The sequence below is a fragment of the Haloferax sulfurifontis genome (assembly GCF_014635105.1).
Taxonomy (GTDB): domain Archaea; phylum Halobacteriota; class Halobacteria; order Halobacteriales; family Haloferacaceae; genus Haloferax; species Haloferax denitrificans.
Map to the genome: position 1 here is coordinate 287,579 of NZ_BMCI01000001.1, position 20,456 is coordinate 308,034.

The window sequence follows — 20,456 nt, forward strand, 5'->3', positions numbered from 1 at the left end:
AACCATCTCCTCTCAAGTACATGTCCGACGACGAGCCTCGCGGCGGCGACTCGCAGGGCCGACGCGCCGGTCAGGAGCAGACGACCGCGCCGGTCCGCGCCCGCGAGCGCGGCGAAGACGCGACGGAGCCGGCCGACGCCGACCTCGCAGACCCCGCGCTGTATCTCAACCGCGAACTCAGCGAACTCGCCTTCCACGAGCGCGTCCTCAACGAGGCGATAGACGACCGCAACCCGCTTTTCGAGCGTGTCAAGTTCCTCTCGATTCTCACCTCGAACCTCGACGAGTTCTTCATGAAGCGCGTCGGCGGCCTGAAACAGCAGATGGCCGCGGGCGTGAGCGAACTCTCGCCCGACGGGCGGACGCCGAGCGGGCAGTGGTCGCTCGTCCTCGACCGCGCCCGCGACCTGCTCGACCGGCAGTCCGCCTGCTTTCACGACCTCGTCCGGCCCGCGCTCGCCGACGCGGGCATCGAAATCGTCGGCTACGACGACCTCGCGCCCGACGAGCGGGCGGCCCTCCGCGACTACTTCGAGGCGTCGGTCCTGCCGACGCTCACGCCCCTGACGTTCGACCCGTCGAACCCCTTCCCGTTCATCTCGAACCTCTCGCTTTCGCTCGCGGTCCGCACGACCGAGGGCGCAGAGGAGCCGACGAAGTTCTCGCGGGTCAAAGTCCCCGGCAACCGCCCGCGACTCGTCAACGTGGACGAGCGCGTCGCCGACGCGGATGGGGCAAGCGACTCCGACACCGTTTCATCGGCCGCCGCCTCCGCGCCAGTCAGATTCGTCCCGCTCGTGGCCGTCATCGAGCGCAACATCGACCTGCTGTTCCCGAACGTCGAGATAATCGACACCTCGGCGTTCAGGGTGACGCGGAACGCCGAGGTCCGCCGGAACGAGGAGGTCGCCGAGGGCCTCATCGCCACGATAGAGGACGTGCTCCGCCAGCGTCGGTTCGCCACGGTCGTTCGGCTGGAAGTCCAGTCGGGCACGCCCGAGGCGGTCCGCGACCTGCTCGCGGAACAGCTCGACGTGGACGACCCCGAGGTGTTCGAGCGCGACCTACCGCTGGACTACGGGGCGCTCGCGTCGCTTTTCGACCTCGACCGCCCGGAACTCGAAATCGCGCCGTGGACGCCCCAGCCCCACCCGCGGTTCGCCGGCCGCTCCGCCGACGACCCCGAGTCGGTGTTCGCCGAAATCGCCCGGAAAGACGTGCTCGTCCACCATCCGTACCACTCGTTTACGGGCACCGTCGGCACGTTCCTCGCGGCCGCCGCGGCCGACCCCGACGTGCTGGCAATCAAGGCCACCATCTACCGCACCGCCCCCGACTCCGAGGTCATCGAGACGCTCATCGAGGCCGCCAACAACGGCAAACAGGTCGCGGTGATGGTCGAGCTCAAAGCGCGGTTCGACGAGGAGAACAACCTCCGGTGGGTCCGCCGGCTCGAAGAGGAGGGCATCCACGTCGCCTACGGCACCATCGGCCTCAAGACCCACTCGAAGACGGCGCTCGTCGTCCGCGAGGAGGGCAACGAGGTGCGGCTGTACTCCCACGTCGCCACCGGCAACTACCACTCCCAGACCGCGAAGCTCTACACCGACCTCGGGCTGTTCACCGCCGACCCGGACATCGGCCACGACCTCGTGCGCCTGTTCAACTTCTTCACCGGCCACTCGCGGGCCGAGACGTACCGGAAACTGCTGGTCGCGCCGACGAACCTCCGCGAGGAGATGACGCGATTCGTCCGCCGAGAGGCCGACCACGCCCGCGCCGGCCGCGAGGCCCGCATCGTCGCCAAGATGAACGCCCTCGAAGACCCCGCGATGGTCCGCGAACTGTACGAGGCGTCGATGGCCGGCGTCGACATCGACCTCGTGGTCCGCGGCATCTGTCGGCTCAGACCCGGTATCGAGGGGCTCTCGGAGAACGTCTCGGTGTCGAGCGTCGTCGGTCGGTTCCTCGAACACTCGCGTATCTTCTACTTCGAAAACGACGGCGACCCGGAGTACTACGTCGGCTCCGCCGACTGGATGACCCGCAACCTCGACCGCCGGGTCGAGGCCGTCGCGCCGGTCGAGGACCCCGAACACCGCGCCGAACTCGACGCCGTGCTCGACGCGCTCCTGTCGGACAACCGCCGGCGCTGGGTGATGGACGCCGACGGTCGGTACGAACAGCGTCGCCCCGGCGACGGCGAGCGGGTCCGAGAGGCTCACCGAGAGCTGATGGACCGGGCGCTCGGCGAGGCGTACCGGGCGGGCGACGACTGACGAAAAATCGAATCCGAGTCAGGCGCTCGGTTGCACCCGCGCGAGCACGTCGCCGCGAGCGAAGTCGTCGCCCTCGCCGACGCGTATCTCCGTGACCGTCCCCGCCGTCGGCGCGGCCACGTCGATGCTCACCTTCTCGACCTGTATCTCGCAGAGCGTCTCGCCCTCGTCGACCGCCGACCCCTCGCGGACGAACCAGTTGGCGAGGTAGCCCTCGTCTACGTCGTCCGCGTCGTCGGGCCACGAGTCCGCCGAGTTCACGTCGACGGCGTCCGTCATGCGCGACCCCCGTTCGGTTCCGACGCTCCCGTCATTCGTGGAGTTCGCGGACGGCCGCCGCGATGTCGTCGGTGTCGGGGTTGACTTCGTCTTCGAGCGAGCGGGCGTAGGGAATCGGCACGTCGGGGATGGCGAGGCGCTTGACCGCCGAGAGGTCGTCCAGCGCGCCCTCCGCCGCCCGCGCGACGATTTCACCCGTCACGCCGAACGACTGGTAGTCCTCGTCGACGACGAGGAGTTTCCCGGTCTTACGGACCGAGTCGAGCACCGTCTCGGTGTCGAGCGGCACGAGCGTCCGGAGGTCGATGACCTCGGCGTCGATGCCGTCTTCGTCGAGGTGTTCCGCGGCCTCCATCGCCCGGTGGACGTGCAGGCCGAGGGTGACGACGGTCACGTCGTCGCCGGGCCGTTTCACGTCGGCCTCGCCGAACGGAATCGTGTAGTCCTCTTTGGGGACGCCGGTCTTCGGGCCCGATGGCGACGGCATCCAGCCGAGACCCATGAGGCGCTTGTGGAACATGTAGACGACCGGGTCGTCGTCGCGGATGGCGCTGTGCATCAGGCCCTTGGCGTCGTAGGCCGTCGAGGGGACGACGACCTTCATCCCCGGCAGGTGGGCGAAGGTCCCGTAGAGCGTCTGGGAGTGCTGGCCGGCGTCGTTGTAAGTGCCGCCGACGGCCGTGGTCAGCACCATCGGCACCGAAACGGCCCCGCCGCTCATGTAGGTGTTCTTCGCCATGTTGTTGTAGATCTGGTCCATGGCGACGCCGAAGAAGTCGACGAACATCAGCTCGGCAATCGGGCGCATTCCGGCCTGTGCGGCCCCGACCGCCGCGCCGAGGTAGGCCGTCTCGCTGATGGGAACGTCCATCACGCGGTCGCGGCCGAACTCGTCCAAGAGGCCGGTCGTACTGGAGAAGATGCCGCCGTAGTCGGCGACGTCCTCGCCCATGTAGAACACCTCCTCGTTCTCGCGCATCTCCCACGCGATGGCCTCGACCATCGCCCGGCTCATGGTCAGTTCGCGGTCCGTCTCGGTCGCTTCGGTGTAGTCTCGTGATTCGGTCGCCATCAGTTGTCACCTCCCGTCTCGCCGGCGTCGCCCGGCGCGTCTGCCGCGGCCCCGCCGTCCGTCGCCGCCTGCGCCGGCGGGTTCGTGAACACGTTCTCGTACGCCTCCTCCGGGTCGGGCTCGGGCTGTTCTTTCGCCCACGAAATCGCCTCCTCAACCCGCTCGTGGGCGCGCTCTCGAATCTCGTCGATGTCGTCGTCGGTCACGCCGTGCGAGCGGAGGTCCTCGGCGAGTCGCTCGATGGAGTCGCGCTGTTCCGCGCGGTCGATGTCGGCCTCGGGGCGATACCCCTCCGCGTCGCCCATGAAGTGACCCATCCGGCGGTGGACCTGCACCTCGATGAGCGTCGGCCCGTTGCCGTCGCGGGCGCGCATCACGGCCTCGTCCGCGGCCTCGTAGACGGCCACCGCGTCGTCGGAGTCGATACGGACGCCCGGCATGTCGAAGCCGTCGGCGCGCTGTGCGCCGTTCTGTACGTCCGTCACGCGGTCTTTGGGCATGCTGATGGCCCAGTCGTTGTCCTCGACGACGAAGACGACCGGGAGGTCGTGGACCGCCGCGAGGTTCAGCGATTCGAGGAAGCCGCCCTGGTCGATAGCGCCCTCGCCGAGGAAGGCGACGGCGACGGCGTCGGTGTTCCGCTTTTTCGCGGCCATCGCCGCGCCGACCGCCGGCGGACAGCCCTGCGCGATGATGCCCGAACACGCGAAGTTCACGTCGGGGTCGAACAGGTGCATGTGGCCGCCCTTCCCGCGGCACAGCCCCGTCTTCCGCCCGAAAATCTCGGCCGTCATGCGCTTGAGGTCGACGCCCTTCGCGATGGCGATGTGGTGCGGTCGGTGCGGCGCGGTCACCGTGTCGTCGTCGCGGAGGTGGATGCAGACGCCCGCGCCGGACGCCTCGTGCCCCGCCGCGAGGTGCAGTTCGCCGGGAATCGGTCCCGCCGAGATGTCGAACGCCGGCTGTTTCCCCACGAGGTACTCGTCTACCAGCCGCTCCTCGTAGTGCCGAGCGGTCACCATCTGCTCGTACATCGTCCGTAGGTCGGTAACACTCACCATGGTTGGCGTTCGGGTGTACTCCCGATTGTATATTAACATTAATTGTGTAAGTCATGACCATCAGAACGAGCGGACTCCGCGTTCACGGGAGCCGACGGGTCGAGACAGGCCTAAGCCGCAGTCCGTCGTATCGTCTCGTATGAGCGACACGACGCCGAATCTCGTTTCGATACCCGTCGGCGACGCGGTGCTGGAGGGCGACCTTCGGATTCCGGCGGGCGCGGCGGGGCTCGTGGTGTTCGCCCACGGGAGCGGCAGCAGTCGGAAGAGCCCGCGGAACAACTTCGTCGCCGAGGTCATCCGCGACCGCGGGGTCGGGACGCTCCTTTTCGACCTGCTCACGGAGGCGGAAGACGAGGAGTACGGGACGCGGTTCGACATCCCGCTTCTGAGGGAGCGACTGCTCGGCGCGACGGAGTGGCTCCGCGGCCGCGACGACACCGCCGACCTCGATTACGGCTACTTCGGGTCGAGCACCGGCGCGGCGGCGGCGGTCCTCGCGGCGGCCGACCTCGGTGACGACGCCGGCGCGGTCGTCTCTCGGGGCGGCCGCGTCGACCTCGCGGAGTCGCGGCTCGGCGACGTGACGGCTCCGACGCTGTTCGTCGTCGGCGGTGCCGACGAACCGGTGTTGAGTCTGAACCGCGACGCGTTCGCGGAACTCGACTGCGAGAAGTCGCTGGAGGTCGTCGAGGGCGCAGGCCACCTGTTCGAGGGGCCGGGCGAGCTGGACGCGGTGGCCGACCTCGCCGCCGACTGGTTCGAGACGCACCTCGGCTGAGGGCGTCGCTCGCGGAGCCGACCGCGGGGCGACTGCGGGGCGACCGCGAGGCGACCGCGGAGTCAAGTGCGGGGCGACCGGGATGGGTCGGGACGCTCAGCGCGAGAACTTGAGGTCTTTCGCGGGGTCTTCGACGACGACCCACCAGCGAACGTCCTCCTTGGGGTGGCGGCGCTCGACGTGCTCGTCGAGTCGCTCGCCGCTGTCGAAATCGCGGCCGCAGAGGTTGCAACGGTGGTGTCTGTTGGCCATGTACATAGCTACGGCCGCTTACAAAATGAAGGTACCTCGCGCGGGCTTCGCCCGGCGAACGCGGGTTCAGACCCCGTCGACGAGGCGTTCGAGCTGTTCCGGCGGGACCGCGCCGCGGGCCGCGTAGCCGTCGTAGGCGAAGGTGGGCACGCCGGTCACGCCGTGGCGCTGGGCCTCGGCGAACTGCTCGCGCACCTCCGCGAACAGCGCGTCGTCCGACAGCGCAGAGCGGACTTCGTCGCCCTCGACGCCCGCGTCCTCGGCGAGTTCGACGAGAAGGTCCTCGTTGCCGATGTCCTCGCCCCCCTGCCAGAGCGCGTCGAAGATTGCCACGTCGAATTCGAGCCACGTGTCGTTGTCGTAGTGCTGTTTCACGTGAAACGAGGCGACCTGCGCCGGCAGGGAGTCGATGTCGGTCGCGATGTCGAGGTCCATCTCGACGCCGTACTTGTCCTGCAGGCGGCGGACGCCCTCCTTGGCCTGCTCGTAGTAGTCGTCGTCTTTCCCGTCGTCGACGGAGAAGTCGATGCTCCCGTCGGGGCGGCGCTTGTGGCTCCGGAGGTCGAAGGGGTGCCAGTCGATGTCGAGTTCCTCGTCGCGGGTCGCCTGATACTGCCGCAGGGACTCGCGGCCGAGGTAACAGAACGGACAGACGTAGTCCGAGTAGACGGTGATGTGCTCCGGGTCCGCGTCGGGTTCGCTCATACACACTCGTATCCCTCCCGATTACAAAAGCGGATTGCTCTGTCGTGTGCGGTCGACGCGACGACGCGGCGACGGCTCGGACCGGGACTCACACGCCGGGGGTCGATTCGAGCATCCGGCGGAGCGCGACTTCCATCTCCTCGAACTCCGAGAGTTCGAGTTCGTCGGTGGTGACGATGACGCCGCGGTCGCCGCCCACGACGCGGCCGACGAAGCCGTCCGAGAAGACGCGGAGGGTGAACTCGTACTCGCCGAAGTCGGGGGTCGCGCCGGTCGTGCCGGCGCTGTAGGTCTCTCGCGGGCCGAACCCGGTGCGCTCGTTCTCGACGAGTTCTGACTTGGCGGCGCGCGCCGCGGCCTCGTCGCCGTCGTAGAGGTCCCGTCGGACGTACAGCACGTCGAAGTCGTCGCGGGTGAAGTGGACGACGCTCCGTAGGGAGTCCCCGAGCGTCGTTCGGCAGGTGGAGACGATGGCGTCGGCGACGCTCTGAGTGATTGTCGGCGTTGATTCGGTCACGGGGGTAGATAGCACGCCGCAGTATTTGGCCGTCTCGCCTCCCGGCGCTCGTCCGAGACAGGTGGTGAATCAGGCCAGTCGGAACCGCGTGTCGGTGAGTTCCTCCGACACGTCCCAGAGCCGCGCGGCGGTCTCGGGGTCTCTGGCGCGGTCGCTCGGCTCCGCGATGCCGGGATGGCCGCGCATGCCGAACAGCCCCTGCGGGCCGACGTACTCCCCGCTTTCGACGGCCGGCGAGGTCACGGCGTACAGGAGGGGGAGCGCGCCCATCTCGGCGGACTGGGCGAATATCGCGTTGCCGAGCTTGCTCATCCAGTACCGGAGCGTCGACCCGGACGCCTCGGGGCCGCGGAACTGGAGGTTGGTGGCGGCGTAACCGGGGTGTGCGCCCACGCTCAGCACGTCGTCGATGCCCGCGGCGGTCAGCCGGCGGTCGAGTTCGAACGCGAAAAGCAGGTTCGAGAGCTTGCTCTGGGCGTAGGCGTCCCACTCGTCGTAGTCGCGTTCGCCCTGCAGGTCGTCGAAGTCCATCCGGCCGCGCTCGTGGAGGCCGCTCGACATCGTGACGAGCCGCGTCTCGCCGGGCGTGTCGCGGAGCGTCGGGAACAGGCGGGCGCTCAGGGCGAAATGGCCGAGGTGGTTCACGCCGAACTGCGTCTCGAAGCCCTGTGCGGTCTCGCGCCGGGGAATCGCCATCACGCCGGCGTTGTTGCAGAGGACGTGTAGCGACCCGTGTTCGGCGGCGAACTCGTCGGCGAACCGCCGGACCGAGTCGAGGTCGGCGAGGTCGAGTTCCGAGAGGGTCAACGAGGCCGCCGACACCGACTCGCGGATGTCGGCCATCGCGTCCGCGCCGCGGTCGAGGCTCCGGCAGGCCATGACGACGTGCGCGCCCTTCTCGGCGAACACGCGCGTCGCCTCGAAGCCGAGGCCGCTGTTCGCGCCGGTGACGACGACGGTCTTCCCGGAGAGGTCGGGAACGTCGGCCGCGGTCCAGTCGCTCATGGGGGATTCAACGGCCCGAACCGAGTAAACCGTGGCGGCGGGGCCGGCGCGACCGGAAGGCGGCCGCGACCGGCCACGAGGACCTCAGTTCGACGCGGTGCTGGTCTGCATCCCGTCGGAGTTGAACGCCGAGCCGAAGCCCTCGTCGTCGAGGAGGATGATGCCCGCCGACGACCCGGTGAGTTCGCCGAACTCCTCGATGGCGAGGTCGGCCGCGGTCTGGGCGTCACAGCCGCGTTCGAGGTGGCCGACGGCGCGGCGCGCGAGCGTCACGCGCGCGATGTCTTCGCCCGCCCCCGTGGTCGACGCGCCGCCGGCCGGGGAGGCGTAGAAGCCCGAGCCGACCTGCGGCACGTCGCCGACGCGGCCGGCGAGGGCGAACCAGCGGCCGCCGGTCGAAGTCGCGGAGGCGAACGTCTCGCCGTCGGTGGCGACCGCCCCGACCGTGTCGTGGCCGGGAAGGCGAACATCGTGAGCCGAGCGGCCACTGCTTGCCGAGGTCTCCTCGGAATTGTCGAGCGCCGGCAGGAAGCCGTCACCGGCCTCGGCCGTCGGGTCGCTCGTACTCCCGCCGAACCGGTCGGCGAGCCACGCGAGGTGTTCGCTGGGTGAGCCATCGGGAGCGTCCGCGTTCTCCCAGCGCTCGCGGGTCTCGTCGGTAAAGAGGTCGACGCCGGTCTCGACGCCCGCGTCGGCGGCGAACTCGACCGCCGGGTCGCCCGTCAGGAGGACGTGCGGCGTCTCTTCGAGGACCGCCCGCGCGACGGAGACGGCGTGTTCGACGCCCTCCATGCCGGCGGCCGCGCCGACTTGGCGGTCGCTGAGCATGACGCCCGCGTCGGTGCGGACGACGCCGTCGGACTGGACCGCGCCGCCGACGCCGGCGTTGAACCGGCGGTCGGATTCGAGGACGCGGACCGCGGTTTCGACCGCCGAAAGCGGGTCGGACTCGCTCGCGCCCGCGTCGGCCGCGTCGTCCATGACGGCCTGTCTGGGCGCCGGTTCGCCGGGGATGCCGCCGGCACCGCCGTGGAGGATAATTCGCATACGCGAGTGTCTCCCGACTGCGAGTGTAAACGTATCGACCCCGCACAGAGCGATACTTGCCCTTCGCCGTCGATAACGGCAGGACTTTTACACCGCACTAGAAAGCTCTGATTGTTCATGAGCTACGACCAGATTGAGGTTCCGGACGACGGCGAGAAAATCACGGTCGACGAGGAGACGGGAGAGCTCTCCGTCCCCGACAACCCGATTATTCCGATCATCCACGGCGACGGAATCGGAACGGACGTCGGCCCCGCCGCGCAGAAGGTCCTCGACGCCGCCGCCGAAGCGACCGGCCGCTCGGTCTCTTGGATGCGCGTCTACGCCGGTTCGTCCGCCCGCGACAAGTACGACGAGAACCTCCCGGAAGACACGGTAAGTGCCATCCGCGACCACCGCGTCGCCATCAAGGGCCCGCTCACGACGCCCGTCGGTGCGGGCTTCCGCTCGCTCAACGTCGCGCTCCGCAAGAAGCTCGACCTCTACGCGAACGTCCGCCCGACCTACCACCTCGACGGCGTCCCGTCGCCCGTCAAGAACCCCTCGGCGATGGACATGGTCACGTTCCGCGAGAACACCGAGGACGTGTACGCCGGCATCGAGTGGGAAGCCGGCACCGACGAGGTCCAGAAGGTCAAGGAGTTCGTCGAAGACGAGATGGGCGCCACGGGCGTCATCCACGACGGCCCTGTCGGCATCGGCATCAAGCCCATCACCGAGTTCGGGACGAAGCGCCTCGTCCGCGAGGCCATCGAGTACGCCCTCGAAAACGACCGCCCGTCGGTCACGCTCGTCCACAAGGGCAACATCATGAAGTTCACCGAGGGTGCCTTCCGTGACTGGGGCTACGAACTCGCAGAAGAGGAGTTCGGCGACGTCACCATCACCGAAGACGAACTGTGGGAAGAGTACGACGGCGAGCGTCCCGAGGACAAGGTCGTCGTCAAGGACCGCATCGCCGACAACATGCTCCAGCAGCTTCTCACCCGCACCGCCGACTACGACGTCATCGCCACGATGAACCTCAACGGCGACTACATGTCCGACGCCGCCGGCGCGCAGATCGGTGGTCTCGGCATCGCCCCCGGCGCGAACTTCGGCGAGGGTCTCTGCCTCGCAGAGCCCGTCCACGGCTCCGCGCCCAAGTACGCCGGCCAGGACAAGGTCAACCCGACCGCGATGATTCTCTCCGGCCGCCTCATGTTCGAGTACATGGGCTGGAAGGACGCCGGCAAGCTCATCCGCGACGCCGTCGAGAAGACCATCTCGGACGGCGACGTCACCTACGACCTCGAACGCCAGATCGAGGGCGGTAACAAGCTCGCCACGAGCGAGTACGCCGACAAGGTCGTCGAGAATATTCAGGAACTCGCGTAAGCGACCACACCACTTCTCTCTCGCGGCACGGACGCCGCATCTCTTTCGCGCCGACTACAGTCGATTCGGGTCTCGCCAGCGCCGAATCCGGTTCCACAGCGGTCTGACGACGCCGAAGACCACCGCGCCGGCGGTGTCGGCGACGATGTCGACGGCCGTGTCTTCCAAGTAGACCGAGCGGGGCCACCCGACCCAGAAGCCGGTGAAGAGTCGCTCGTACACCTCGAACCACGTGCCGATTGCGGCGACGGCCATCGGGAGGACGACGAGGAGCGCGAGCCGCGAGTGGAGCAGGCGGGGATTGAGGACGTAGAGAATCGCCGCGACGCCGAACCCGGAGGCGGCGTGGACGAAGATGTCCCACCACCAGATGCGCGTGTAGAGAAACAGCGCCATGCTCGTGAAGTGCGTCACGGTGACGACGCTCCCGAACACGGCGACGACGGCCATCTCTCGGGGGCGTTCTTCCCACCCGGCCAACACCGTCTCGTTCCAGGTTCGTCTCAGCATGCGCGGGTCGAACGGTGAACCGCGTCGGCTGGGGTGGCGGGGAGGTGTGTGCGGTTGCCTGCGAGCGGAAGCATAGACGAGAGATAGGCCATCATCGGTATGTAACTTTTCCCGACGAAACGACACGTCCGGGGTGAAATTAACCTCGTCGACGGCCGTGCCGACGCCGGAGTCAGCGGTTCGCCGGGCAGTCGTCGCCCGACTGCTCGCCGCCGTCCGAGCGGAGGTGGCCGATTCGGCGCGACGACTCGCCGGGAGTCGCGTCGGCCGGCGTCCGCGACCGGAGGATGCCTTCGACGAAGGCGAAAAATCCGAGGCCGCCGACCACGTCGACCACGAGGTCTATCGCGGTGTCCTCGGCGTAGTAGGCCATCGACCAGCCCCACCAGAAGTCCTTGAACAGGTACTCGTACACCTCGAACCCCGCGCCGATGGCGAGGAGGGCGGTCGCGACGACCACGGGGGCGCGAGCGCCGCGGAACGTCTGCGGGAACACGAGGAACAACACGCCCGCGACGCCGAAGCCCGAAAGCGAGTGGGTGAGCACGTCCCACCACCAGATGCGCGTGTAGACGTTGTACGCGAGCCCGCCGAAGTGGAGCGCGCTGACGACTGCCGCCCAGACGCCGACGAACGCCCACAGCCACGGCTCGCGCGCGAGCTTCGAGTGACTCATCGTCGGCCGTCGCTCGTCGCGGTGACCGGGGTGTTCGGCGCGCCGGGCGTTGTCCATGGAGGAAGTACGCGGGGGGAGGGCATAGTTAGGGACTACCGTCTATCGGATTGTGACACCGGGTTGATAAATGCTTTCTCCTCATATGTTTCGACTGAAACGTATCACGGCCTCGTTCGAGAGGGGCCCGCGGCGGCTCGCGCTCCCGAACGTTCAAATCCGCCGCCGCGGAACAACGGCGTATGTACGCGGTCGTGGGGTGTACGGACTGCGCGAACATGTGGTTGCTTTCGGACCCCGACGGGTCGAAGACGGCGACGTGTCCGCGGTGCGGCAGGCGACACCAGACGAAGAAGCTCCGGCGCTTCTTCGAGTCCGACGACAGGGACGCCGCGCGGCAGGCGCGGTCGGCGCTGTTGGCGAAGAAACACGGCGACAGCGAGGCGTTCGCGCAGGTCGAACACGTCTCGGAACTCGACCGGCGGGTCGAGGAGTCGGGCGTCGACGACCGCGAGTACCTCGAAGGCTCGGGACTCGACGCCGACGAGGTGTTCGAGGCGGGCGAGGCCGCCGCGCGGGGTCGGAACTCGTCGTCGGGGTCGCCCGACCGCCTGACGGTCGTCCGCGAGGCGGTTCGGGACGGCGACCGGCCGACCGAGGCGGAAATCGTCGCGGCGGCGGTCGAGCGGGGCGTCCCCGAGGACCGCGCCCGCGACCTGCTCGATAAGCTCCGGCGGCGCGGCGAGGTGTCGGAGTCGCGGGGCCGACACCGGCTGGTCTGAGCGCCGGGGTCGCCCTCGCGGACTCACCAGAGCGCGCCGAGCAACCTTCGCCACTCTCAGAGCGCGCCGAGCAACTTCGCCACGGTCAGCGCGGAGGCGACGACGCCGAGCGCCAACTTCACCAGCCTGAGCGCGAGCGCCACCCGCCGCGCGTCGTCGTACTCGTCGGTCGATTCGGGGTCGGTACCGCGTGTGGAGACGGGCATGGGAGGGGATGGGGTGTGGACACGCCCGCGGGTGCTCCCCGACGGACGCGTTTTCATCGTTTTCACGGGAACGGAATAAACGCGAGCCACGGGTGCGGAGTGAAAGTGAAAGTGGACGTCGAGGTTCGAATCAGGAGGGACAGGTCCGAAAAGCGCGAAGAAAAGCGGTTCAGTCGTTTCTGGAGCTAGTGAAACTGAAACGGCCCGGTTACCGGCCGAGTTCGGCGTGTGCGCTGGAGAGGTGCCGCGAGGCGAGCGCGGAGAGAAGCGAGAGTTCGCCCGCGAGGGAGCCGACGGCGATGCACTCGGCGAGGGCGTCGGCGTTGGAGCCGGCGGGGTCGCCGCCGCCGCTGACGCCGAGGACGTCGAGGCCCTCGGACTGCGTCGGGAGCTTCGTGCCGCCGCCGACGGTGCCGACTTCGAGGGAGGCGATGGAGACCGAGACGTAGAGGTCGCCGTCCTGCACCTCGGCGGTCGTGATGGCGTTCGCCCCCTCGACGACCTGCGCCTCGTCCTGCCCGGTGGCGAGGAACATCGCGGCGACGACGTTGGCGACGTGGGCGTTGAAGCCGAGGCTCGCGGCCTTCGCGGAGCCGACGAGGTTCTTGCGGGTGTTGAGTTCCGCGACCGCTTCGGGCGTGGTGTGCAGGCGCTCCTCGACGACTTCGCGCGGGATTCGAACGTCGGCGGCGACGCTCCGCCCGCGGCCCTCGACGGCGTTGATGGCGGCGGGCTTCTTGTCGGAACAGAGGTTGCCCGAGAGGGCGACGAGCGAGGCGGTCGTCTCGTCTTCGACGACGCCGCAGGCGGCCTCGGTGGCGATAGTGGCCATGTTCATCCCCATCGCGTCCTTGGTGTCGTAGCGGAACCGCAGGTACACGGAGTTACCGACGACGTACGGCGTCACGTCGAGGAGTTCGCCGTGGTTCGTCGTCTCTTCCGCGGCCTCCTTCAGCGCCGCGAAGTTGTCGCGGGTCCACGAGACGAGCGCCTCGGCCTCGGCCACGTCGGCGACGCGGAACACCGGCGCGCGGGTCATCCCGGACTTGAGGACGCGAGCGGTCGCGCCGCCGGCGCTGTTGATGACCGAACAGCCGCGGTTGACCGACGCGAGGAGCGCGCCCTCGGTGGTCGCGAGCGGGAGGTACTTCTCGCCGGCAACGGAGCCGCCGTCGACCGAGACGGGGCCGGCGACGCCCATCGGCACCTGAATCGCGCCGACCATGTTCTCGATGGCCGACTCGGCGGCCTCCGCGGGGAAGCCGTAGTTCCCGACCGCGTCGAGCGACGCGCCGGACTGCTCTTCGACGAGCGAGCGGCGCGCCTCGGCGGCGGTGTCGGCGTCGGCGTGCGCTTCGAGTTCGTGGAGGCGGAGTTCGCCCTCCCGAACGCGGTCTGCGAGGGACGCGGCGTCTGTCATGCCCCGACGTTTCCCGCGCCGGCCCTAACGCGTTCCGGTTCTTCCAACGCCCGCGGTCCGTCCCCGTTCAAGGCCGCCCCGTCGTCCGACCACCGCCCGACCGCTCCGCCGCCTCCCGAACCGTTTTGCCCTCCCGCGTCGGGGTCGAACGTATGACTGCGGCAGCGGACCTCGTACTGACGAACGCGGAGGTACACACTCTCGGGTCGCCCGACGAGACGCACGAAGCCGTCGCCGTCCGCGACGGCGAGGTCGTCCGGGTCGGCCGCACGTTCGACGTGGAACTGCTCGCCGGCGTCGAGACGCGGGTCGTCGACTGCGGCGGCCGCGTCGTCCTCCCCGGCTTCATCGACGCCCACACGCACCTCCCGATGGTCGGCCGGTCTATCGTCCACGCCGACCTCTCGGAGGCCGGCTCCGCGGCCGAGGCGGTCGAACTGCTCCGCGAGCGCGCCGCCGAGGTCGAACGCGAAACCGAGGGAGGCGATGGGGGGACTGGCGACGGAATCGGCGACGGCGGGACCGACTGGGTGCTCGGCTACGGCTACGACGAGAGCAGGTGGGACGAATCGAGATACCTCACCCGCGACGACCTCGACGCCGTCTCCGAGTCGCGTCCCGTGGTCGCCTTCCGCGAGGACCTCCACACCGCCGGCGTCAACTCGGTCGTCCTCGACCGCTACGCCGACGAACTGCCCGACGAGGGCGTGCGGACCGCCGGAGACGACGGTGACGGCGACGATGCCGGCGACCCGACGGGCGTCGTGGTCGAGGGCGCGGTCGACGTGCTCCGCGAGGCGACCGAGCCGGGCCGCGAGGAGATGACCGAACTCGTCCGCGCGGCGCAGTCGTACGCGACCGCCCGCGGCGTCACCGGCGTCCACGACATGGTCCGCGGCTCCCGCGCGCCCGAGGTCTACCGCGACCTCGCCGACGCCGGCGAACTGGCCCTCCGCGTCCGAATCAACTACTGGTCCGACCACCTCGACGCGCTCCGCGAGGTCGGCCTGCGGACGAACCACGGCGGCGGGAGTCGCGGCGACCTCGTCACCGTCGGCGCGATAAAGACGTTCACCGACGGGAGCTTCGGCGGGCGGACCGCGAAGCTCACAGAACCCTACGCCGACGCCGCGGCGGACCCCGACGCGGCCGACGACGAGACGGGCCAGTGGGTCGTCGCCCCCGAGGAACTCCGCGACCTCGTCGCCGACGCGGACGAGTCGGGCTACCAACTCACCGCCCACGCCATCGGCGACGCGGCCGTCGACGCGGTGCTCGACGCGTACGAGGAGACCGACGACCCCGGCGCGGCCCGCCACCGGGTCGAACACGTCGAACTCGCGTCCGACGAAGCTATCGAGCGCTTCGCCGACTCGGGCGTCGTCGCTTCGGTCCAGCCGAACTTCCTGAAGTGGGCCGACGAGGGCGGCCTCTACGACGCCCGGCTCGGCGAGCGACGCCTGCGGACCAACCGCTACCGCGACCTGCTCGATGCGGGCGTGGACCTCGCGTTCGGGAGCGACTGCATGCCGCTCGGACCGCTTCTCGGCGTCGACCTCGCCACCGACCACCCGAACCCCGACCAGTCGCTCACCGTCACCGAGGCGCTTCGGGCGTACACCTCCGGCGCGGCCTACGCCGGGTTCGACGAGGGCCGACTGGGAACCGTCGCGGTCGGCACCGCCGCCGACCTCGTCGTCCTCGACGAGTCGCCGTGGGAGACCGACTCGATTCGCGATGTCCCGGTCTCGATGACCGTCGTGGACGGTCGCGTCGTCTTCGAACGCGACTGAGCAGAGAACAACTATCGATGTCGTTACTCTTTTGAAGAAAATTATTCTTCGACCGAGTAGAGACTGTGCTCGACTTCGAACGACTAATCGAGTGCATGTACCACCGGCCAATCGTCTGTGTAGAGAATATTTACGGGTGAGCCACGAGTATTGAAGAAAAATATTTTTCAATAAGGGCCGATGATTGGACTTCCACCGTGGTGACCAATCGTGGTTGAATTACAGTCGGTCGGGTTCGAGTCGGAGCTCAGCCTGTTCAAATACGACACGCTCGAACAGCTTCCGGAGAGCCACCGCGACCTCGACGAGGCCGCCCGCTCCCGGCGAATCGCCGCCGCCCGCGAGGAGCTCGGCGACCGCGTCGTCGTCCTCGGGCACAACTACCAGCGCCGGGAAATCGTCGAGCACGCGGACTTCATCGGCGACTCCTACGAACTCTCGAAGCGCGCCGCCGAGTCGGACGCCGACTACGTCGTCTTCGCCGGCGTGACGTTCATGGCCGAGAGCGCGGACGTCATCACCGACGACGACCAGACGGTGATTCTCCCGTCGATGGAGGCGTCGTGTCCGATGGCCGGGATGGCCGAGGCCGTGCAGGTCGACTCCGCGTGGGAGACGCTCGTCGAAGAAAGCGGCGGCAAGGACATCGTCCCCGTGACGTACATGAACTCCTACGCCGACCTGAAGGCCTTTTGCGCCTCCCACGGCGGGCTCATCTGCACCTCCTCGAACGCCGCCGACGCCTTCGAGTGGGCCTTCGAGCGCGGCGACGCCGTGCTGTTCCTTCCCGACAAGCACCTCGGGCGCAACACGGCCGACGACCTCGGCATCGACGGCGTGGTCGAGTGGGACCCGTGGGCCGGCGACGTGGCCGAGTCGATGGGTGCCGCCGGCGAGGTGGAACCCGACATTCCGGACCTCGGCGACGCAGAAGTCATCCTCTGGGACGGCTACTGTCAGGTCCACGAGCGCTTCCGCGTCGACCACGTCGAGGCGGCGCAGGCCGACGGCGCGAAGGTCGTCGCCCATCCCGAGTGCCGCCCGAGCGTCGTCGCGGCCGCCGACGAGGTCGGCTCCACGAGCCACATCTGCGACGTCGTCGCGAACGCCGACCCCGGCGAGACGTGGGCCATCGGCACCGAGGTCCACCTCGCGCGACACCTCGCGCGCTGGCACCCCGAGGTCGACGTGCGCCCCCTCTGCGGCGACGCCTGCATGGACTGCAACGCCATGCGGCAGGTCGACCCCAACTACCTGACGTGGGTGCTCGAAGAACTCGCCGCGGGCCGCGAACCCAACGTCGTCGAGGTCGCGCCCGAGGAGAAGGAACTCGCCGCGGTCGCGCTCGACCGCATGCTCGAACTATGAAGGCCGACGTGCTCGTCGTCGGCTCCGGCATCGCCGGCTGTGCCGCGGCCCTCGCCGCCGCCCGCGAGGGGGCCGACGTGCTCGTCGTCACGAAGGCGACCGAACCCGAGGACGCCGCGTCAGACTGGGCGCAGGGCGGCATCGCCGTCACCCGGTCCGCGCCCGCGGAGTTCGCCGCCGACATCCGCCGGGCGAGCGACGACACCGCCGACCCCGAGGCCGTCGAGACGCTCGTCTCCGAGTCCCGCGCCGTCGTCGAGGACGTGCTGTTGGACACGCTCGGCGTCGAGTTCGACGCGGCGGGCGACGGCGACGCCGGCGACCCGGATTCTGGCGACGCCGCCGGCACCGACGCCGCCGACTTCGACCTCGCCCGCGAGGCGGGGCACTCCAGCCGCCGAATCCTCCACGTCGACGCCAGCACCGGCGCGCACGTCCTCCGGCCGTTCCTGAAGCACCTCTCGGCCCGCGACGGCGTGCGCATCGTCGAGGACGCGATGGCGCTCGACCTCCTGACCGAGGAGGGGACCGTCCGCGGCGCGACCGTCCTCGCGGACGGCGAGGTCGAACCCGTGTTCGCCGGGGCGACCGTCCTCGCCACCGGCGGCATCGGCGACTGTTACGCCCGGTCGACCAACCCCGCGGGCGCGGCCGGCGACGGCGTGGCGATGGCCGCGCTCGCCGGCGCGACCGTCTCTGACATGCAGTACGTCCAGTTCCATCCGACGGCGTACGACCCCCGGACTGACCCACGGGCCGACGACGACGCGCGACCGTTTCTCGTCAGCGAGGCCGTTCGCGGCGAGGGCGCGGTCCTGCGCGACGCCGACGGCCGCCGCTTCATGCCTGACGTGCACGAAGACGCCGAACTCGCCCCCCGAGACGTGGTCGCCCGCGCCGTCTCCCGCGCCCGCGACCGGACCGGCCGCGTCGTCCTCGACGTGGCCGACCTCGCCTTCCGCGGGGAGTTCCCCGACCTCGCGGCGCTCTGCGACGACCGCGGCGTCGACCTCGACGCCGGCATCCCGGTCGCCCCGAGCGAGCACTTCCTCTGCGGCGGCGTCGCCGTCGACGACCGCGGCAGGACTTCGCTGTCACGGCTGTTCGCCGTCGGCGAGTGCGCCCGCACCGGCGTCCACGGCGCGAACCGACTCGCCTCGACCAGCCTGCTCGAAGGCCTCGTCTGGGGCGTCCGCGCCGGCGAGACCGCGTCCGACCGGGGCCGCGGCGAGGCCGAGACCGTCGAGTACGCGCCGCCGCGCGACTCCGACCCGGCGCTCCCCGACGCCTTCGCCGACACGAAGTTCGACCGCCTCGGGCGGACGATGGACGAGTTCGTCGGCATCGAGCGCACGCCCGACGGCCTCGACACCGCGCGGGCGCGGCTCCGCCGCCTGAAAGGCGAGGTCGACGCCTACGCCCGCACCCGCGTCTCGCGGGCCGTCTACGAACTCCGGAACGCCTGCGTCGCGTCGCTCCTCGTCGCCCGCGCGGCCGCCGACGCGCCGTCGGCCGGTTGTCACTCGCTCGTCGACCCCGACGGGCGCGAGGGAAGCGAGGGAGGCGACGGAGGCGAGCGTGGCGACGACGCCGGACAGGGGGTGACCCCGAGTGCTGACGACTGAGACGGTCGAGCGCTGGCTGGCCGAGGACGTCGGCCACCGCGACGTGACGAACGACGTGCCCGGCGACACCACCGGCCGGCTCGTCGCCAAGGAACCGGCGGTCGCCGCCGGTCTCGACGCCGCCGTCGCCGTCTTCGGCTCCCTCGGCGTCGAGGCCGAGCGAGCGGTCGAAGTCGGCGACGCGGTCGAAGCGGGCGACGAAGTCCTCCGCGTCGAGGGCGACGCCCGGAACGTCCTCCGCGGCGAGCGCGTCGCCGCCAACGTCGTCGGCCACGCCTCCGGGGTCGCCACGACGACCCGCGAGGCGGTCGACGCCGCCCGCGAAGTCTCGGATTCGGTTCGGGTCGCCGCGACCCGCAAAACCACTCCCGGCCTCCGCGGCGTCGAAAAGCGCGCCGTCGTCGCCGGCGGCGGCGACACCCACCGCCTCACGCTCTCCGGGATGGTGATGGTCAAGGACAACCACGTCGCCGAACTCGGTCTGGAGGAGGCGGTCCGCCGCTTCGCCGAGCGCAAGTCGTTCGCGACCAAGCTCGAAGTCGAAGTCGAGACGCCCGCGATGGGCGAGCGCGCCGCGGCCGCCGGGGCCGACATCGTCCTGTTCGACAACCTCCCGCCCGAGGCGGTCCGCGAGGGCGTCTCCCGACTCCCCGAGGGCGTCCTCTCGGAGGCCAGCGGCGGCATCACCCCGGAGACGCTCCCCGACTACGCCGACACCGGCGTCGACGTGGTGTCGATGGGCTGGCTCACCCACAGCGCGCCGAGTTCGGACTTCTCCTTCCGGACCGGGTGAGGGGCCGGTCCACCCGGAGCGAAGGGAAAACCCCTTACTTTCGGTCGTCGCACTCGCGGGCAATGGGCTTCTTCGACGACCTCCGCGACCGCATCGAGGCGACAGACAGCGTCGTCTCGGTCGGCCTCGACGCCGATATCGACCGCATCCCCGAGCACCTGATCGACGAGGACCTCCCGCGCTGGGCGTTCAACCGCCGCATCATCGACGCGACCCACGAGCACGCCGCGGCGTTCAAGCCGAACGCGGCGTTCTACGAGGACGAAGACGGCTGGCGCGCCCTGCGGGAGACCATCGCCTACGCCCACGGCAAGGGCGTGCCGGTCCTCTTGGACGCCAAGCGCGCCGACATCGGCAACACGACCCGCAAGTACGCCGACCTGCTCGACGACGCCGACGCCATCACGGTCAACCCCTACATGGGCCGCGACTCCATCCAGCCGTTCCTCGCCCGCGAGGACAAGGGCGTGTTCGTCCTCTGCCGCACCTCGAATCCCGGCGGCTCCGACCTCCAGTCGCTCGAACTCGACTCGGGCGAACCCCTCTACGAGCGCGTCGCGGCGCTCTGCGCCCTCTGGAACGAACACGGGAACGTCGGCCTCGTCGTCGGCGCGACCGGCCCCGACGAACTGGAGCACCTCCGCGAGCAGGTGCCCGACCTGCCGTTTCTCGTCCCCGGCGTGGGCGCGCAGGGCGGCGACGCCGAGGCCGCCGTCGAGTTCGGCCTCGCGGACGGCGTCGGCCTCGTGAACTCCTCTCGCGGCATCATCTTCGCCGGCGAAGACCGCGGCGAGGACTTCGACAAGGCCGCCGGGCAGGCGGCCAAGCGCCTCAAAAAGCGACTGAATCAGTACCGCTGAGGCGACGCGTGGGCGGGTTTCTCGGCCGCCTCGTCCGGCGGTCGCGCCCCG

The 20,456-nt window shown here is 69.6% G+C and carries 21 protein-coding genes; 9 read left to right on the forward strand and 12 right to left on the reverse strand.

Going from position 1 to position 20,456, the window contains the following annotated elements; all coding sequences use genetic code 11:
* Nucleotides 1–20 precede the first annotated feature (20 nt).
* The gene (ppk1, locus tag IEV64_RS01545; RefSeq protein WP_188422967.1) at nucleotides 21–2,279 is read left to right on the forward strand and encodes a polyphosphate kinase 1; all 2,259 of its coding nucleotides are present in this window, start codon (nucleotides 21–23) and stop codon (nucleotides 2,277–2,279) included.
* Nucleotides 2,280–2,297: 18 nt separating this feature from the next.
* Here the strand turns inward: ppk1 and IEV64_RS01550 are convergent, their stop codons facing one another.
* From IEV64_RS01550 to IEV64_RS01560, 3 genes are read right to left on the reverse strand one after another with little or no spacing between them, the layout of a single operon-like run.
* Complete coding sequence (locus IEV64_RS01550; RefSeq protein WP_007275307.1) at nucleotides 2,298–2,558, reverse strand: lipoyl domain-containing protein; 261 nt, start codon at nucleotides 2,556–2,558, stop codon at nucleotides 2,298–2,300.
* A 31-nt stretch (nucleotides 2,559–2,589) separates the two neighbouring features.
* Nucleotides 2,590–3,630, reverse strand: coding sequence for an alpha-ketoacid dehydrogenase subunit beta (locus IEV64_RS01555; protein ID WP_188422968.1), 1,041 nt, complete (start codon nucleotides 3,628–3,630; stop codon nucleotides 2,590–2,592).
* On the reverse strand, nucleotides 3,630–4,664 hold the full coding sequence (locus IEV64_RS01560) for a thiamine pyrophosphate-dependent dehydrogenase E1 component subunit alpha (protein ID WP_007275309.1): 1,035 nt from the start codon (nucleotides 4,662–4,664) through the stop codon (nucleotides 3,630–3,632). Before IEV64_RS01560 ends, IEV64_RS01555 begins: the two co-directional genes overlap by 1 nt.
* Nucleotides 4,665–4,830: 166 nt before the next feature.
* Between IEV64_RS01560 and IEV64_RS01565 the strand changes: the two genes are divergently transcribed.
* The gene (locus IEV64_RS01565; RefSeq protein WP_188422969.1) at nucleotides 4,831–5,472 is read left to right on the forward strand and encodes a dienelactone hydrolase family protein; all 642 of its coding nucleotides are present in this window, start codon (nucleotides 4,831–4,833) and stop codon (nucleotides 5,470–5,472) included.
* A gap of 96 nt (nucleotides 5,473–5,568) precedes the next feature.
* Here the strand turns inward: IEV64_RS01565 and IEV64_RS01570 are convergent, their stop codons facing one another.
* The 5 genes from IEV64_RS01570 to IEV64_RS01590 all read right to left on the reverse strand — a co-directional run bounded on the left by IEV64_RS01570 (nucleotide 5,569) and on the right by IEV64_RS01590 (nucleotide 8,998).
* Complete coding sequence (locus tag IEV64_RS01570) at nucleotides 5,569–5,724, reverse strand: hypothetical protein (protein ID WP_004969554.1); 156 nt, start codon at nucleotides 5,722–5,724, stop codon at nucleotides 5,569–5,571.
* 66 nt (nucleotides 5,725–5,790) lie between these two features.
* Nucleotides 5,791–6,429 (reverse strand): DsbA family oxidoreductase, encoded by a 639-nt coding sequence (locus IEV64_RS01575; RefSeq protein WP_089777323.1) that lies wholly within the window; start codon nucleotides 6,427–6,429, stop codon nucleotides 5,791–5,793.
* A gap of 88 nt (nucleotides 6,430–6,517) precedes the next feature.
* A complete protein-coding gene (locus IEV64_RS01580) occupies nucleotides 6,518–6,946 on the reverse strand; it encodes a DUF7522 family protein (RefSeq protein WP_004969556.1) in 429 nt (142 codons plus the stop codon).
* 69 nt (nucleotides 6,947–7,015) lie between these two features.
* Nucleotides 7,016–7,951, reverse strand: a complete 936-nt coding sequence (locus IEV64_RS01585) for an oxidoreductase (RefSeq protein WP_188422970.1) — start codon at nucleotides 7,949–7,951, stop codon at nucleotides 7,016–7,018.
* 84 nt (nucleotides 7,952–8,035) lie between these two features.
* Nucleotides 8,036–8,998 carry an isoaspartyl peptidase/L-asparaginase gene (locus tag IEV64_RS01590; protein ID WP_188422971.1) on the reverse strand — a complete coding sequence of 321 codons (963 nt, stop codon included), beginning with the start codon at nucleotides 8,996–8,998 and terminating at the stop codon, nucleotides 8,036–8,038.
* 117 nt (nucleotides 8,999–9,115) lie between these two features.
* Between IEV64_RS01590 and icd the strand changes: the two genes are divergently transcribed.
* Complete coding sequence (gene icd, locus IEV64_RS01595; protein WP_188422972.1) at nucleotides 9,116–10,375, forward strand: isocitrate dehydrogenase (NADP(+)); 1,260 nt, start codon at nucleotides 9,116–9,118, stop codon at nucleotides 10,373–10,375.
* Between the two features lie 54 nt (nucleotides 10,376–10,429).
* On the opposite strand, the gene IEV64_RS01600 is transcribed toward icd, so the two are convergent.
* Together IEV64_RS01600 and IEV64_RS01605 are read right to left on the reverse strand one after the other, a co-directional pair.
* Nucleotides 10,430–10,885, reverse strand: coding sequence for a DUF2238 domain-containing protein (locus IEV64_RS01600; protein ID WP_188422973.1), 456 nt, complete (start codon nucleotides 10,883–10,885; stop codon nucleotides 10,430–10,432).
* Nucleotides 10,886–11,057: 172 nt separating this feature from the next.
* The gene (locus IEV64_RS01605) at nucleotides 11,058–11,561 is read right to left on the reverse strand and encodes a DUF2238 domain-containing protein (RefSeq protein ID WP_083874920.1); all 504 of its coding nucleotides are present in this window, start codon (nucleotides 11,559–11,561) and stop codon (nucleotides 11,058–11,060) included.
* 239 nt (nucleotides 11,562–11,800) lie between these two features.
* On the opposite strand from IEV64_RS01605, the gene IEV64_RS01610 reads away from it, so the two are divergent.
* Nucleotides 11,801–12,340: a DUF5817 domain-containing protein gene (locus IEV64_RS01610; protein ID WP_188422974.1), complete on the forward strand. Its 540-nt coding sequence runs from the start codon at nucleotides 11,801–11,803 to the stop codon at nucleotides 12,338–12,340.
* Nucleotides 12,341–12,396: 56 nt separating this feature from the next.
* Here IEV64_RS01610 and IEV64_RS01615 read toward each other — a convergent pair whose 3' ends face one another.
* The gene (locus IEV64_RS01615; protein ID WP_188422975.1) at nucleotides 12,397–12,546 is read right to left on the reverse strand and encodes a hypothetical protein; all 150 of its coding nucleotides are present in this window, start codon (nucleotides 12,544–12,546) and stop codon (nucleotides 12,397–12,399) included.
* 208 nt (nucleotides 12,547–12,754) lie between these two features.
* Complete coding sequence (gene hmgA / locus IEV64_RS01620) at nucleotides 12,755–13,966, reverse strand: hydroxymethylglutaryl-CoA reductase (NADPH) (RefSeq protein ID WP_188422976.1); 1,212 nt, start codon at nucleotides 13,964–13,966, stop codon at nucleotides 12,755–12,757.
* Nucleotides 13,967–14,118: 152 nt separating this feature from the next.
* On the opposite strand from hmgA, the gene IEV64_RS01625 reads away from it, so the two are divergent.
* The 5 genes from IEV64_RS01625 (at nucleotide 14,119) to pyrF (ending at nucleotide 20,405) form a co-directional block, all read left to right on the forward strand.
* Nucleotides 14,119–15,759: an amidohydrolase gene (locus IEV64_RS01625; RefSeq protein WP_188422977.1), complete on the forward strand. Its 1,641-nt coding sequence runs from the start codon at nucleotides 14,119–14,121 to the stop codon at nucleotides 15,757–15,759.
* A gap of 210 nt (nucleotides 15,760–15,969) precedes the next feature.
* Nucleotides 15,970–17,127, forward strand: a complete 1,158-nt coding sequence (gene nadA / locus IEV64_RS01630) for a quinolinate synthase NadA (protein ID WP_188422978.1) — start codon at nucleotides 15,970–15,972, stop codon at nucleotides 17,125–17,127.
* Nucleotides 17,124–18,752 (forward strand): L-aspartate oxidase, encoded by a 1,629-nt coding sequence (locus tag IEV64_RS01635; RefSeq protein WP_188422979.1) that lies wholly within the window; start codon nucleotides 17,124–17,126, stop codon nucleotides 18,750–18,752. The genes nadA and IEV64_RS01635 overlap by 4 nt, the downstream gene beginning before the upstream one ends.
* Complete coding sequence (gene nadC / locus IEV64_RS01640) at nucleotides 18,739–19,545, forward strand: carboxylating nicotinate-nucleotide diphosphorylase (protein WP_007275323.1); 807 nt, start codon at nucleotides 18,739–18,741, stop codon at nucleotides 19,543–19,545. Before IEV64_RS01635 ends, nadC begins: the two co-directional genes overlap by 14 nt.
* A 62-nt stretch (nucleotides 19,546–19,607) precedes the next feature.
* Nucleotides 19,608–20,405: an orotidine-5'-phosphate decarboxylase gene (gene pyrF, locus IEV64_RS01645; protein WP_188422980.1), complete on the forward strand. Its 798-nt coding sequence runs from the start codon at nucleotides 19,608–19,610 to the stop codon at nucleotides 20,403–20,405.
* Nucleotides 20,406–20,456 lie beyond the last annotated feature (51 nt).